This window comes from Kineococcus vitellinus (assembly GCF_009906315.1).
GTDB classification, from domain to species: Bacteria; Actinomycetota; Actinomycetes; order Actinomycetales; family Kineococcaceae; genus Kineococcus; species Kineococcus vitellinus.
Window position 1 is genome coordinate 1 of sequence record NZ_JAAALL010000108.1, and the last position, 13,302, is coordinate 13,302.

A 13,302-nucleotide genomic window follows, 5' to 3' on the forward strand; every position below is an offset into this window, starting at 1 on the left:
CCACTGACCCGCCCCCCAGGTGGTGATCCCCCTCCTGGCGCTGGGGGTCGTGGCGCTGGTGCTGCGCCGCTCGGGCGACTCCGCCTCCGGCATCGCCCGCACGACGGCGGGGGGCTGACACCTCCCGCGTTGTCGAACGCCCCGGTCGCGGGCACCATCGGGGGGACCGGGCGCGACGACGGCCGTCACCGCCCTTCCGCGAGGAGGCGGTCCCGTGCCCGAGACCCTGCCGGAGCCCCTGCCGGGACCCGCACCCGAGCCGTCCGCCGACCCGGGGGCCGGGGGCTCCGCGCGCCGCGTCGTCGTCGGCTTCTCCGGCTCCGGCGCCTCCCGCCGGGCGCTGCGCTGGGCGGTGCTGGAGTGCGCCGCCACCGCCCGGCCCCTGCGGGTGGTGCTGGTGCGCGAGGGCTCCAGCGCCGCCCCCGCCCACCTGGAGCAGGCGCTGGCGCAGGAGCTGGAGCGGGTGCCAGGCCGCGAGCCCGCTGTCGACGTCACCGTCACCACCGGCGGGCCGGTGCCGGCGCTGCTCGTGGAGGCGGCGGACGGGGCCCTGCTCGTGCTGGGCCGCGGTCGCGGCGGTGCCGGCGGCGGGCGGGTGCTGGCCGGGTGCCTGCAGCACACCCCCGTCCCCATCGTGCTCGTGGGGCCGCAGGCGGTGCTGGGCCCACCGCGGCGGCTGCTCGTCGTCTCCGCCCCCGGCTCAGCCGACGACCCGGCCCCGGTGGCCTGGGCCGCGCGGGCCGGCCGGCTGCCGCTGGGGCTGCTCACCACCTGGCAGGCCGGCTCCGCGGGCGCCGAGCGGCGGCACGCGCACCTGCTCGCCGCCCAGCGCCACCACGCGGTGCTGGCGCGGCTGGGCGCGGCGCGCGGGGTCCCCGTGCGGGCCGCGGTCGCGGAGGGCGCCACGGGTGACGTCCTGGCGCGCCGGGCCGTCGTCGGCGACCTCGCCGTCGTGGCGGCCACCGCCGTCCGCGCGCTGCCGGTGCACCTGCTGCGGGTGCCGCTGGTCCTCGTGCCGCCGTCGGCGCGCACGATCGTGCTGCCGGAGGCCGCCGGCACCGGCGCCACCGCCGGCACCGGCCGGCGGCGCGCGGCGGGTCTGGCGCGCGCCTGAGGGCGGTCCGGTCCGGTGGCGCCCCGGGCGGGCGTCGCCGGCCGGGCGGGGTGCCGCGCCGCTCAGAGCTTCTCGAGCGTGCGCCCGTTCACCCGGCGCACCTCGCCGTTGGTGAAGCGGACGGTGACCCACTCCTCCGGACCGGTCGAGACGACGGTGCCGAGGCCGTGCCGGTCGTGGGTGACGCGGTCGTCCTCGGTGAAGACCTCCGCCGGCGGCTGCGGCGGGATCGGCTGGAAGGGGCTCGTGGCGAGGTGACGCCGGGCCGTGCTGTCACGAGGAGGCATGCCTCGAGTGTCCTCCACGTCGGGCCCTGCCGGTACGCCCTCCACCCGGTTGGTTCCCGGAGGACCCTTCGCGGACCCGTTGTCGTACAAGCGTTCGAACCGTGTGCCATGCTCGGGGGATGTCGGGCGGCCAGCTGCGCGGGGACGGGCAGCGCCCGCTGCACGAGGTGCTCCGCCGCCAGCGGGCGGCCGAGGTGGCCGAGCGCCCCGCCGGCCGGCACTGCTGGGTGCGCCCGCCGGAGGGGGAGCCGGGGCCCTGGCCGGGGGTGGTCGTGGCGTGGGCGCGCGGGCGCGAGGGCTGGCGCGGCCGCGTCGTCTACGTCGTGCCCCCCGAACCCGGCGAGGACGCCGTCGTCGTGGAGGCGTGGGTGGACGCCCGCCACCTCACCCCCGTGCTGCGCTGACGCCGCACCCGCCGCGGTGCCGCGGTGCGAGCTGCACGAGGTGCCGTAGCGTCCGGCGGGTGAGCACCCCGCACCCCGCGCCCGAGGGCTGGCTGGTCCTCGTCGACCTCCAGCGGGTCTTCGGCGACCCCGCCAGCCCGTGGGCCGCGCCGCGCTTCGAGGCCGCCGCGGCCGTGTGCGCGCAGCTGCTGGAGCGCTTCGCGCCGCGGGTCGTCCTCACCCGCTTCGTCGCCCCGCAGCAGCCGCGCGGCGCCTGGGTGCCCTACTACGAGCAGTTCCCCTTCGCCCTCGTCGGCGACGACGACCCGCTCTACGCGCTCGTCGACGGCTTCGCCGGGCGCGGGCTGCCCGTGCTCACCCGCCCCACGTTCGGCAAGTGGGGACCGCAGCTGGCGGAGCTCGTCGGCGACGCGCCCGTCGTGGTGGGCGGGGTGTCCACCGACTGCTGCGTGCTCTCGACCGTCCTCGCGGCCGCCGACGACGGCGCCGCCGTCACGGTGGTCGCGGACGCCTGCGCGGGGGCGAGCGACGCCGACCACGAGCGCGCGCTGGACGCCATGCGCCTGTACGCGCCGCTCGTGGACGTCACGACCTCCGCCGCCCTGCTCGCGGGCCGAGCACCCCGCCGCGCCTAGGGTGGGGCGGTGCCGCCGACGCCCGCCACGAGCCCGGTCCCGTGGCGGACGCTCACCGCGGTCTACGCACCGGCGGCGCTCTTCAGCACCGGCCAGGGCGCGGTGCTGCCCGTCCTGCCGCTCACCGCGCGCGACCTCGGCGCCTCCGTGCCCGTCGCCGCGCTCGTCGTGGCGCTGCTCGGCGCCGGCCAGGTCGCCGGGGCGCTGCCCGCCGGGGCGCTCGTCGCGCGGGTGGGGGAGCGGACGTCGGTGCTCGTGGCCGCCGCGGCCACCGCGCTCGCGCTGGCCGGTGCGGCGCTGGCGCCCACCGAGGTCCTGCTCGGCGCCTGCGTCGTCGTGCTCGGCCTGGCCACCGCGGTCTGGAGCCTGGCCCGGCAGTCCTTCCTCACCGCCGCCGCCCCGCCGCACCTGCGCGCCCGCGCCCTGTCGACCCTGGGCGGCGTCGGGCGCATCGGCACCTTCGCCGGGCCGTTCGCCGGCGCCGCCGGCAGCGCGGTCCTGGGTGCGCGCGGCGCCTACGCGGTGGCCGTGCTGGCCGCCGTCGCGGCGGCCGTCGTCGTGCTGGTGCTGCCCGACCCGGTCGTCGACGAGCCCGCACCGGTGGGCCGGGCCCCCGGGCTGCGCGAGGTCGTGCGCGCCAGCGCGCGGACGCTGGCCACCCTCGGCGTGGCGGCGCTGGCCGTCCAGGCGGTGCGTCAGTCGCGCCAGACGCTGCTGCCGCTGTGGTGCGACCACCTGGGGCTGGACGCGACGACGACGGGCCTGGTCGCCGGGGTCTCCGGCGGCGTGGACCTGCTGCTGTTCTACCCGGCGGGCTCGGTGATGGACCGCTTCGGGCGCGCCGCGGTCGGGGTGCCGTCGATGCTCGTGCTGGCCCTGGGGCACGTCCTGCTGCCGACGACCTCCACGGCGTGGACGGCCGCCGCCGCCGGCGTCGTCCTCGGCCTGGGCAACGGGATGGGCGCCGGTCTGGTGATGACGCTCGGCGCCGACGCGGCCCGGGGCGGGGCGTCAGCCGCGGGCCGTCAGCCGCGGGCCGTCAGCCGGCGCTCGGCCCGTCGGCGACCTCGGGCGGGCGCAGCGCGGCGGGCAGGTCCTGGTAGGCCACCGGCCGCAGCCAGCGCTCGATCGCGAGCGTGCCCACCGAGGTGCTGCGGCCGTCGGAGGTGGCCGGGAACGGCCCGCCGTGCACGACCGCCCGGCCGACGTCGACGCCGGTGGGCCAGCCGTCGGCGACGATGCGCCCGGCCTTCTCCTCCAGCACGGGCAGCAGTTCGCGCACCACCCCGTGGTCGCCGTCGGCCAGGTGCACCGAGGCGGTCAGCTGGCCCTCCAGGCGTTCCAGCAGCCCCGCCAGCCGGTCGGTCGAGGGCACCCGCACGACGAGGGAGCTGGCGCCGAACACCTCCCGGGACAGCTCCTCGTCGGCCTCGAAGGCGTCCGCGGTCGTGGTGAACAGGTGGACCGTGCCCGCCGCCGCGATCCGCTCGTCGCCCGCGCCGGTGGCGACCTCCTCGACGTGCGGGTGCTCGCGCAGCGCCGCCACCCCCCGCTCGAAGGCGTCGTGGATGCCGGTGCTGAGCATCGGGGCGGCGGCGCTGGCACCGACGGCGGCCGCGGCCGCGTCGAGGAACTCCTGCAGCCCGGGGCCCTCGACGGCCAGGACGAGACCGGGGTTGGTGCACAGCTGCCCCTGCCCGACCGTCATCGAGGCGACGAACGCCGACCCCAGCTGCGCCCCCCGGGCGGCCAGCGCGCCCGGCAGCAGCACGACCGGGTTGACCGAGGACATCTCCGCGTGGACGGGGATCGGCACCGGGCGCCGGTTGGCGACGTCCACCAGCGCGAGCCCGCCGGCGCGCGAGCCGGTGAAGCCGACCGCGGCGATCGCCGGGTGCGCCACGAGCGCCGCGCCGACCTCGTGCCCGGTGTCGTGCAGCAGGGAGAAGACGCCGTCGGGCAGGTCCTGCTCGGCGGCCGCCGCGGCGATCGCGGTGGCGACGAGCTCGGAGGTGCCCGGGTGGCCGGGGTGGGCCTTGACGACGACGGGGCAGCCGGCGGCCAGCGCCGAGGCGGTGTCGCCGCCGGCCACGGAGAAGGCCAGCGGGAAGTTGCTCGCCCCGAACACCGCGACCGGGCCCACCGGCACCCGCCGCTGGCGCAGGTCGGGGCGGGGCAGCGGTTCGCGCTCGGGCAGCGCGTGCTCGATGCGCACGCCGGCGGCCGAGCCCTCGCGCACGACGGCGGCGAACAGCCGCAGCTGGTTCACGGTGCGGGCCAGCTCCCCGCGCACCCGGGCCTGCGGGATCCCCGTCTCGGCGACGACCCGGGCGACGAGCTCGTCGGCGACGTCGGAGACGCGCTGCGCGGCGCCCTCCAGGAACGCCGCGCGCCGGGCCGCCGGCAGGGTGCGGTAGGGGCGGAACGCCCGCGCCGCGAGGGTGGCGGCGCGGTCGACGTCGGCCGCAGTGGCGCCGCCGAAGGCGGGTTCGAGGACGTCGCCGGTGCGCGGGTCGCGCGCGCGCACGGGCTCGGCCGTGCCCGCGACGCGGGTGGCGCCGATGAACAGCTCGCCGGTGAGCTGGGACGTGCCGGTCACGGGCGGTCTCCTCCTGCGCGGACGGCGGGCCGCTGCGCCCGGGGGGACGCGGCGACCGCAACGACGCGGCCGACCGTAACAGAGCCGCCGGGGCCCGGGAGGTGGCCGCGCGCCGCGCCTCAGCGCTCGGCGCGCAACCGCTCGACGAGCTCGGCGAGGACGCGCTCGGAGTCCTCGTGCGGGACCTGGCAGGTGCCGGCCGCGACGTGCCCGCCGCCGCCGTGCTCCAGGCAGACCGCGCCGACGTCGACGGGGGAGGTCCGGTCGACGATGGACTTGCCGATGGCGAAGACGGTGTTCTGCTTCGCCTTGCCCCACAGCACGTGCATCGACACGCGGGCCTGGGGGAACATCGCGTAGACGTAGAAGCGGTTGCCCGCGTGGATGACCTCCTCCTCGCGCAGGTCGAGCACGGCGACGTCGCCGTGGACGGTCGTGACCCGCTCCAGCTGGGCGTGGAACAGCTCGGCCTGGGCGCGGTAGAGCTCCACGCGCTCGGCGACGTCGGGCAGCGCGAGGATCTCCTCGACGTCCTGGTAGTCGATGCAGATGTCGATGAGCTGCATCATCAGCTGGTAGTTGGAGATGCGGAAGTCGCGGAAGCGGCCCAGGCCGGTGCGGCTGTCCATGAGGAAGTTCAGCAGCGTCCAGCCGGTCGGCTCCAGGACCTCGTGGATCGAGTAGGCCGCGGAGTCGGCCTGGTCCACCGCGCGCATGAGGTCGTCGGAGATCTTCGGGAACCGCGCGGCGCCGCCGTAGTGGTCGAACACGACGCGGGCCGCCGAGGGCGCCTCGGGGTCGATGACGTGGTTGGTGGCGCCGGCGTTGCGCAGCGTCTCGGAGTGGTGGTGGTCGAAGACCAGGTGCGCCCGCGGGTCGTAGGGCAGGTTGGTGAGGATGTCCCGGCTCGTGATCTCGACGGCGCCGTCCTGCACGTCCTTGGGGTGCACGAAGGTGATCTCGTCGACGAGGTCGAGCTGGCGCAGCAGCACGGCGCAGACGAGGCCGTCGAAGTCGCTGCGGGTCACGAGGCGGAAGGTGTCGCTCACACCCGCTGCATCGGCGTCCGCGGGCGCCGGCTTGAGCCGGTCGCGGAGCGGGCGCGCCGCCCCGCCGCCTCCTTGACGCCGGGCAGCGGAGCCAACACACTCGGGGTGTTCGTTTGAATCGTGTCAGCGATCGGTCGACGACGTCGCGGCCGCCCGCCGGGCACGCACCCGCAGCGGTCGGTGCCGACCGCCCGCACCGGAGGAGCCCCGCGTGAGCGAGCGTGCCTGCTTCCTGCTGCACCTGCGCCCGGAGCTCGTGGACGAGTACCTGCAGGCCCACGAGCACGTCTGGCCGGAGGTGCTGGAGGCGCTCAGCCGCTCCGGCTGGCGCAACTACTCGCTGTTCCTGCGCGCCGAGGACGGCCTGGTCGTCGGCTACTGCGAGACCGACGACTTCGAGGCCGCGAGCGCCGCGATGGAGCGCGAGGAGGTCTCCGCGCGCTGGGAGGCGGGCGTGCAGCGCTTCTTCCTGCCCGCGCCCGGCCCGGGCGACCGGCCCCGCGAGCGCCTCGTGGAGTACTTCCACCTCGCCTGAGGCGCCCGACGCACCCGCCCGACCCAGCAGGCCCGTGCTCGAGGAGGAGAGGGGTGCCCGTGGCTCTCGGCGCACGGTCCACCACCGGGTGGAAGGCGACGATCGCGGTCGCCATGTCGAACTACATCGAGGCCGGCTCGATCATCGCGATCGCCGTCAGCCTGAGCGCCTGGCAGGAGCGGTTCGGCATCGACGACGCCGCCGTCGGGCTGCTCGCGGCGCTGTCCGCGAACGCCTTCGGCGCGGCCGTCGGCGCCGCGGTCGGCGGGCCGCTGTGCGACCGCCTGGGCCGCAAGTTCATCTACACCTACGACCTGGTGCTCTACATGGTCGGCGTCCTGCTGGCCGCGTTCGCGGTCAGCTACCCGATGCTGCTCGTCGCCTTCGTCCTGACCGGCATCGCCGTCGGCGCGGGCGTGCCCGCCTCGTGGACGTACATCGCCGAGGAGGCGCCGGCCGCCTCCCGCGCCCGCCACGTGGGCACCGCGCAGCTGGCGTGGTCGTTCGGGCCCCTCATCGGCTTCGCGCTCGCCGTCGCCCTGGGCGGGCTGGGCCTGACGGGCGACCGGATCATCTTCCTGCACCTGTTCGTCGTGGCCGCGGTCACCTGGTGGGTGCGCCAGGGGCTGCCGGAGTCGGCGATCTGGGAGGACGAGCGGCGGGCCCGGCCGGGCACCGCGGCGGCCGCCGCCGGCCGGGGCCTGGCGGGGCTGTTCTCCCGGCGCGCCAACGTCACCGCGCTGCTGTTCCTCTTCGGCGTCTACGCGTTCTGGAACACCGTCGCCGGGCAGGCCGGCATCTTCATGCCCCGCGTCTACGAGGCGGCCGGGGTCACCAGCGGCACCGAGCAGAACCTGCTGCAGGTCCTCGTCTGGGGCTGCACCGTGCTGGGCACCTGGTTCGGCTTCATGCGCTACGGCGACCGCGTCAGCCGCCGCGCGCTGTACGCGGTAGGTGCCGTCGCGGGCGTGGTGGCCTGGGGGCTGCTCGTCTTCGCCGACGGCTCGCTGCCGACGCTGCTGGGCTACGCGGTCGTGTGGGGGCTGGCCGCCGGGATCGGCGCGCAGGCCTTCTACAGCGTGTGGACCTCGGAGCTGTTCGCCACGCCGTACCGGGCCAGCGCCCAGGGCGTCCTCTTCTTCGCGGCCCGCTGCGCGGTCGGCCTGCTCAGCTACTGGTTCCCGACGCTGCTCAGCGAGCGGGGCGTCCCCTTCGTCGGCACCATCATGATCGCGCTGCTCGTCGTGGCGCTCGTCGTGGGGACGGTCTTCACCCCGGACACCCGGGGCAAGACGCTGCAGCAGATCGAGGCCGAGCGCTACGGCGAGGTCCTCGACGAGCCGGGGGGCGCCGGGGGCGCCGGCGGGCGCCGGGCGCCGGCGCGGCGCTGACGGCGCCCGCACCTGCCATCCTGCCGTCATGGCGACGGTCAAGGAGGTCGCCCAGCGGGCAGGGGTGTCGCTGGGGACCGTGAGCAACGTCCTCAACCGCCCGGAGGTCGTCTCCGAGGCGCTGCGCACGCGCGTGCAGCAGGCGATCGCCGAGCTGGGGTTCGTGCGCAACGAGTCGGCCCGCCAGCTGCGGGCCGGGGTGAGCCGGACGATCGCGGTGGTCGTGCTCGACGTGGCCAACCCCTTCTTCACCGACGTCATCGCCGGCGCCGAGGACCTCGCCGAGCGCCACGACGCCCTGGTGGTGATGTGCAACAGCGCCAACTCCGCCGAGCGCGAGGCCCGGCACCTGCGCCGCCTGGACCAGCAGCGCGTGCTGGGCGTGCTGCTGACGCCCGTGCACGACGCCCCCAGCGCGGCCCTGACCGAGGTGCGCGAGCACGGCACCCCCGTGGTGCTCGTGGACCGCGGCTCCGGCTCCAGCGGGCACTCCTCGGTCGCCGTCGACGACGTCCTCGGCGGCCGGCTGGTGGGCGAGCACCTCGTCGGCGCGGGCCACCGCCGCATCGCCTACACCGGCCTGCCGACGGCGCTGCGGCAGGTGGAGGAGCGGCTGCGCGGCCTGCGCGAGGCCGTCGGCGCGGCCGGCGGGGTGCAGGTGGTGCAGGCCAGCGCCATGTCCGTGCGGGCCGGCTCCCAGGTCGCCGCGCAGCTGCTGGCCGGCCCGGCCGCCGAGCGGCCCAGCGCGGTCTTCTGCGCCAACGACCTGCTGGCGCTGGGGGTGCTCAACGAGTGCCAGCGCCGCGGGGTCCGCGTCCCGCAGGACCTGGCGATCGTGGGCTACGACGACATCGGCTTCGCGGCCACGGCGAGCGTGCCGCTGACGTCGGTGCGCCAGCCGCGCGAGCTGCTCGGGCGCACGGCCGTGGAGCTGCTGCTGGCGCAGGTGGAGGGCCGCCCGGCGCAGCAGCTCGTCTTCGAGCCCGAGCTCGTGGTGCGCCGCTCCACCGCCCGGCGCGGCGCCCGGCAGGCCCTGCGCGGAGCCCCCGGGGCAGCTCCCGAGGAGGCCCCGGAGGAGGCCCCGCAGACGGCGTGACACGCCGGGCGGTGCGACACGCCGATCACGTAGCGTTCGCGCCATGCACAGCCAGTGTCCACAAGGGCAGGTCCAGACGGCTGAAACCGCAGGTCAGGGGCCTGGGGACGAGGTTGTCCACATGGGGACGGCGGCTGGGGAAATCACAACCGTGTCACACACCATGTAGTGGTGGTTTGCGATGTCGGCCCCCAGGGGTAGTGTCTTGGACATCCCAGCAGGACGGGACGCCACACCGGCTGCAGGACCCGAGGGAGGGACCACCCCCATGAGCATCACCGTCTACAGCACGCCCTCGTGCGTGCAGTGCAAGGCGACCTACCGCGCGCTGGACCGCAAGGGCCTGGCCTACGAGGTCGTGGACGTCACGGCCGACGCGCAGGCGCTGGAGACGGTCCGCTCGCTGGGGTACGTCCAGGCCCCCGTCGTCATCGCCGGCGAGGAGCACTGGTCCGGCTTCCGCCCCGACCGCATCGACGCGCTGGCCGCCCGCGCGGCCGCCGTCTCCGTCTGACGCACCGCCCGGAGGTGCCCCGTGAGGCCCGGAGTCGTCTACTTCTCCAGCACCTCGGGCAACACGCACCGCTTCGTCGGCAAGCTCGAGCTGGAGCGCCCGGCGCTGCGGATCCCGCTGCACGCGCGTGACGAGGCCCTGCACGTCACGGAGCCCTACGTCCTCATCGTCCCCACCTACGGTGGGGGCGGCGGGGCGGGGGCCGTCCCCAAGCAGGTGATCCGCTTCCTCAACGACCCGGCCAACCGGGCGCTGGTGCGGGGGGTCATCGGCGCCGGGAACACCAACTTCGGGGAGCACTACGCCGCTGCCGGCGACGTGGTCGCGGCCAAGTGCCGCGTGCCCCACCTCTACCGCTTCGAACTCTTCGGGACTCCCGACGACGTGCGCCGCGTGCGCGACGGATTGGACTCGCTGTGACCCTCACCTCCGACGCCCCCTCGAGCTCTCCCGAGGTCATCGCCACCCCGACGTCGCCGGGCTACCACACGCTCAACGCGATGCTGAACCTGTGGGACGAGAACGGGAAGATCCAGTTCGAGGCCGACGTCGAGGCCGCGCGGCAGTACTTCCTGCAGCACGTCAACCCCCGCACCATGCGCTTCCCGAGCTTCGAGGCGCGCATCGAGCACATGGTCTCCGAGGGCTACTACGAGCAGCACGTCCTCGACCAGTACTCCCCGGGCTTCGTGCGCGCCCTCACCGACCGCGCGCACGCGGCGGGGTTCCGCTTCGCGACCTTCCTCGGGGCGTTCAAGTTCTACACGAGCTACGCGCTGAAGAGCTTCGACGGCAAGCAGTACCTGGAGAACTTCGAGGACCGCGCCGTCATGACGGCGCTGACGCTGGCCGTCGGCGACGAGGCGCTGGCCACCGCGATCGTCGACGAGGTCGTCGCGGGCCGCTTCCAGCCGGCGACGCCGACCTTCCTCAACGCCGGCAAGGCCTCGCGCGGCGAGCTGGTCTCCTGCTTCCTGCTGCGCATCGAGGACGACATGGAGTCCATCGGCCGCAGCATCAACTCCGCCCTGCAGCTGTCCAAGCGCGGTGGCGGCGTGGCGCTGCTGCTGAGCAACATCCGCGAGTACGGCGCACCGATCAAGCGGATCGAGAACCAGTCCTCCGGCGTCATCCCCGTGATGAAGCTGCTGGAGGACTCCTTCTCCTACGCCAACCAGCTCGGGGCCCGCCAGGGCGCCGGCGCGGTGTACCTGTCGGCGCACCACCCCGACATCCTGCGCTTCCTGGACACCAAGCGCGAGAACGCCGACGAGAAGATCCGCATCAAGACCCTCAGCCTCGGCGTGGTCGTCCCCGACATCACCTTCGAGCTCGCCAAGAACAACGAGCCGATGCACCTGTTCTCCCCCTACGACGTGGAGCGGGTGTACGGCAAGCCGTTCGGCGACCTGCCGATCAGCGAGCACTACCGCGAGATGGTCGCCGACGACCGCATCCGCAAGACGCAGATCGACGCCCGCGAGTTCTTCCAGACCCTCGCCGAGCTGCAGTTCGAGTCCGGCTACCCCTACATCGTGTTCGAGGACACGGTGAACCGGGCCAACCCGATCGCCGGCCGCATCAACATGTCGAACCTGTGCTCGGAGATCCTGCAGGTCAACACGCCGAGCCGGCTGGCCGAGGACCTCACCTACGCCGAGGTCGGCAAGGACATCTCCTGCAACCTGGGCTCGCTCAACATCGCGCTGACGATGGACGGCGGCGACCTCGGGCGCAGCGTCGAGACGGCCGTGCGCGCGCTGACCGCGGTGAGCGTCGCCAGCGACATCCAGTCCGTCCCCTCGGTCGCCCACGGCAACTCCAGGTCGCACGCCATCGGCCTGGGCCAGATGAACCTGCACGGCTACCTCGCCCGCGAGCACGTGCACTACGGCAGCGAGGAGGGCGTCGACTTCACCAACGTCTACTTCGCGGCCGTGCTGTTCCACGCGCTGCGCGCCAGCAACCGCATCGCCGTCGAGCGCGGTGAGACGTTCGAGGGCTTCGAGCGCTCCGCGTACGCCGACGGCTCCTTCTTCGACAAGTACGTCGAGGACGACTTCCTGCCGGCCACCGACCGCGTCGCGCGGCTGTTCGCCGACGCCGGCATCGCGCTGCCCACGCGCGCCGACTGGGCCGCTCTGAAGGCCTCCGTCGTCGAGCACGGCATCTTCAACCAGAACCTGCAGGCCGTGCCGCCGACGGGCTCGATCAGCTACATCAACAACTCGACCTCCTCGATCCACCCGATCGCCTCGAAGATCGAGATCCGCAAGGAGGGCAAGCTCGGCCGCGTGTACTACCCGGCGCCGTTCATGACGAACGACAACCTGGAGTACTACGCCGACGCCTACGAGATCGGTCCCGAGAAGATCATCGACACCTACGCCGCGGCCACCCAGCACGTGGACCAGGGCCTGTCGCTGACGCTGTTCTTCAAGGACACCGCCACCACGCGCGACATCAACCGCGCGCAGATCTACGCGTGGCGCAAGGGGATCAAGACGATCTACTACATCCGGATCCGGCAGATGGCGCTCGAGGGCACCGAGGTCGAGGGCTGCGTCAGCTGCATGCTCTGAGCCGGGGCCTGCGAGAAGAGGGAAGACCGTGGAGAAGCTGAAGCTCATCGACCGCGTCAACGCGATCAACTGGAACCGCCTCCAGGACGACAAGGACCTGGAGATCTGGAACCGGCTCACGAGCAACTTCTGGTTGCCGGAGAAGGTGCCGCTGTCCAACGACGTCCAGTCGTGGCAGAACCTCGGCGCGGCCGAGCGCACGCTCACCCTGCGCGTGTTCACGGGGCTGACCCTGCTGGACACCATCCAGGGCACGGTCGGCGCGGTCTCGCTCATCCCGGACGCGCTCACCCCGCACGAGGAGGCCGTCTACACGAACATCGCGTTCATGGAGTCGGTCCACGCCCGCAGCTACTCCTCGATCTTCTCCACGCTCGCCTCGACCCGCGAGATCGACGAGGCGTTCAACTGGTCGGAGGAGAACGAGGCGCTGCAGCGCAAGGCATCCATCGTCCTGGAGTACTACCACGGTGACGACCCGCTGAAGCGGAAGGTCGCCTCCACGCTGCTGGAGTCGTTCCTCTTCTACTCCGGGTTCTTCCTGCCGATGCACTTCTCCAGCCGCGCGCAGCTGACGAACACCGCCGACCTCATCCGGCTCATCATCCGCGACGAGGCCGTGCACGGGTACTACATCGGCTACAAGTTCCAGCGCGGTCTCGAGCTCGTCGACCAGGCCAGGCGCGACGAGATCAAGGACTACGCGTTCGACCTGCTGTACGAGCTGTACGACAACGAGTGCAAGTACACCTCGGACCTCTACGACGGCGTCGGCCTGACCGAGGACGTCAAGACCTTCCTGCACTACAACGCCAACAAGGCGCTCATGAACCTCGGCTACGAGGGCATGTTCCCCTCGGACATGACCCGGGTGGACCCCTCGATCCTGTCCGCCCTGTCGCCGAACGCGGACGAGAACCACGACTTCTTCTCCGGCTCCGGCTCCAGCTACGTCATCGGCAAGGCCGTCGCCACCGAGGACGAGGACTGGGAGTTCTGAGCCCCCGCTGAACCAGCGGCTCCCCGGGAGCCGCGACGGACGACCCCCGTGGCCGGTGCTGCGCGCCCTGCCACGGGGGTTCCGTCGTTCCCGGGG

At 74.1% G+C, this 13,302-nt stretch carries 13 protein-coding genes and 1 pseudogene; 11 read left to right on the forward strand and 3 right to left on the reverse strand.

Going from position 1 to position 13,302, the window contains the following annotated elements; translation table 11 throughout:
* Positions 1-214: 214 nt before the first annotated feature.
* Positions 215-1,114, forward strand: coding sequence for a universal stress protein (locus tag GTQ99_RS11260; RefSeq protein ID WP_166615826.1), 900 nt, complete (start codon positions 215-217; stop codon positions 1,112-1,114).
* A gap of 62 nt (positions 1,115-1,176) precedes the next feature.
* Here GTQ99_RS11260 and GTQ99_RS11265 read toward each other — a convergent pair whose 3' ends face one another.
* A complete protein-coding gene (locus tag GTQ99_RS11265; RefSeq protein ID WP_166615827.1) occupies positions 1,177-1,401 on the reverse strand; it encodes a hypothetical protein in 225 nt (74 codons plus the stop codon).
* A gap of 119 nt (positions 1,402-1,520) precedes the next feature.
* Here GTQ99_RS11265 and GTQ99_RS11270 point away from each other — a divergent pair, with 119 nt between their 5' ends.
* The 3 genes and pseudogenes from GTQ99_RS11270 to GTQ99_RS26875 all read left to right on the forward strand — a co-directional run.
* A complete protein-coding gene (locus GTQ99_RS11270) occupies positions 1,521-1,805 on the forward strand; it encodes a hypothetical protein (RefSeq protein ID WP_166615828.1) in 285 nt (94 codons plus the stop codon).
* A 59-nt stretch (positions 1,806-1,864) separates the two neighbouring features.
* Positions 1,865-2,440 (forward strand): cysteine hydrolase family protein, encoded by a 576-nt coding sequence (locus GTQ99_RS11275; RefSeq protein ID WP_338074921.1) that lies wholly within the window; start codon positions 1,865-1,867, stop codon positions 2,438-2,440.
* Positions 2,441-2,542: 102 nt separating this feature from the next.
* A pseudogene (locus GTQ99_RS26875) lies at positions 2,543-3,391 on the forward strand (MFS transporter); the annotation flags it as partial.
* Positions 3,392-3,479: 88 nt separating this feature from the next.
* Here the strand turns inward: GTQ99_RS26875 and GTQ99_RS11285 are convergent.
* Together GTQ99_RS11285 and GTQ99_RS11290 are read right to left on the reverse strand one after the other, a co-directional pair.
* Positions 3,480-5,039, reverse strand: coding sequence for an aldehyde dehydrogenase (NADP(+)) (locus GTQ99_RS11285; protein WP_338074922.1), 1,560 nt, complete (start codon positions 5,037-5,039; stop codon positions 3,480-3,482).
* A gap of 119 nt (positions 5,040-5,158) precedes the next feature.
* Positions 5,159-6,088 carry an exopolyphosphatase gene (locus GTQ99_RS11290; RefSeq protein WP_166615829.1) on the reverse strand — a complete coding sequence of 310 codons (930 nt, stop codon included), beginning with the start codon at positions 6,086-6,088 and terminating at the stop codon, positions 5,159-5,161.
* Positions 6,089-6,299: 211 nt separating this feature from the next.
* On the opposite strand from GTQ99_RS11290, the gene GTQ99_RS11295 reads away from it, so the two are divergent.
* From GTQ99_RS11295 to nrdF, 7 genes are all read left to right on the forward strand, one after another.
* Positions 6,300-6,623, forward strand: coding sequence for an L-rhamnose mutarotase (locus GTQ99_RS11295; protein ID WP_166615830.1), 324 nt, complete (start codon positions 6,300-6,302; stop codon positions 6,621-6,623).
* Positions 6,624-6,682: 59 nt separating this feature from the next.
* The gene (locus GTQ99_RS11300; protein ID WP_166615838.1) at positions 6,683-8,014 is read left to right on the forward strand and encodes an MFS transporter; all 1,332 of its coding nucleotides are present in this window, start codon (positions 6,683-6,685) and stop codon (positions 8,012-8,014) included.
* A gap of 28 nt (positions 8,015-8,042) precedes the next feature.
* The gene (locus GTQ99_RS11305; protein WP_166615831.1) at positions 8,043-9,110 is read left to right on the forward strand and encodes a LacI family DNA-binding transcriptional regulator; all 1,068 of its coding nucleotides are present in this window, start codon (positions 8,043-8,045) and stop codon (positions 9,108-9,110) included.
* A gap of 268 nt (positions 9,111-9,378) precedes the next feature.
* Positions 9,379-9,624 (forward strand): glutaredoxin-like protein NrdH, encoded by a 246-nt coding sequence (gene nrdH / locus GTQ99_RS11310; RefSeq protein WP_166615832.1) that lies wholly within the window; start codon positions 9,379-9,381, stop codon positions 9,622-9,624.
* 21 nt (positions 9,625-9,645) lie between these two features.
* Positions 9,646-10,044, forward strand: a complete 399-nt coding sequence (nrdI, locus tag GTQ99_RS11315; protein ID WP_166615833.1) for a class Ib ribonucleoside-diphosphate reductase assembly flavoprotein NrdI — start codon at positions 9,646-9,648, stop codon at positions 10,042-10,044.
* Between the two features lie 80 nt (positions 10,045-10,124).
* Positions 10,125-12,206, forward strand: coding sequence for a class 1b ribonucleoside-diphosphate reductase subunit alpha (nrdE, locus tag GTQ99_RS11320; RefSeq protein WP_205707260.1), 2,082 nt, complete (start codon positions 10,125-10,127; stop codon positions 12,204-12,206).
* 28 nt (positions 12,207-12,234) lie between these two features.
* Positions 12,235-13,206, forward strand: a complete 972-nt coding sequence (nrdF, locus tag GTQ99_RS11325) for a class 1b ribonucleoside-diphosphate reductase subunit beta (RefSeq protein ID WP_166615835.1) — start codon at positions 12,235-12,237, stop codon at positions 13,204-13,206.
* Positions 13,207-13,302 lie beyond the last annotated feature (96 nt).

Excerpts from the sequence above, each read along its gene's own strand:
- GTQ99_RS11265 (WP_166615827.1), bottom strand. The coding sequence starts at position 1,401 with ATGCCTCCTCGTGACAGCACGGCCCGGCGTCACCTCGCCACGAGCCCC.
- GTQ99_RS11270 (WP_166615828.1), top strand. The coding sequence starts at position 1,521 with ATGTCGGGCGGCCAGCTGCGCGGGGACGGGCAGCGCCCGCTGCACGAG.
- nrdE (WP_205707260.1), top strand. The coding sequence starts at position 10,125 with ATGCTGAACCTGTGGGACGAGAACGGGAAGATCCAGTTCGAGGCCGAC.
- GTQ99_RS11305 (WP_166615831.1), top strand. The coding sequence starts at position 8,043 with ATGGCGACGGTCAAGGAGGTCGCCCAGCGGGCAGGGGTGTCGCTGGGG.
- nrdH (WP_166615832.1), top strand. The coding sequence starts at position 9,379 with ATGAGCATCACCGTCTACAGCACGCCCTCGTGCGTGCAGTGCAAGGCG.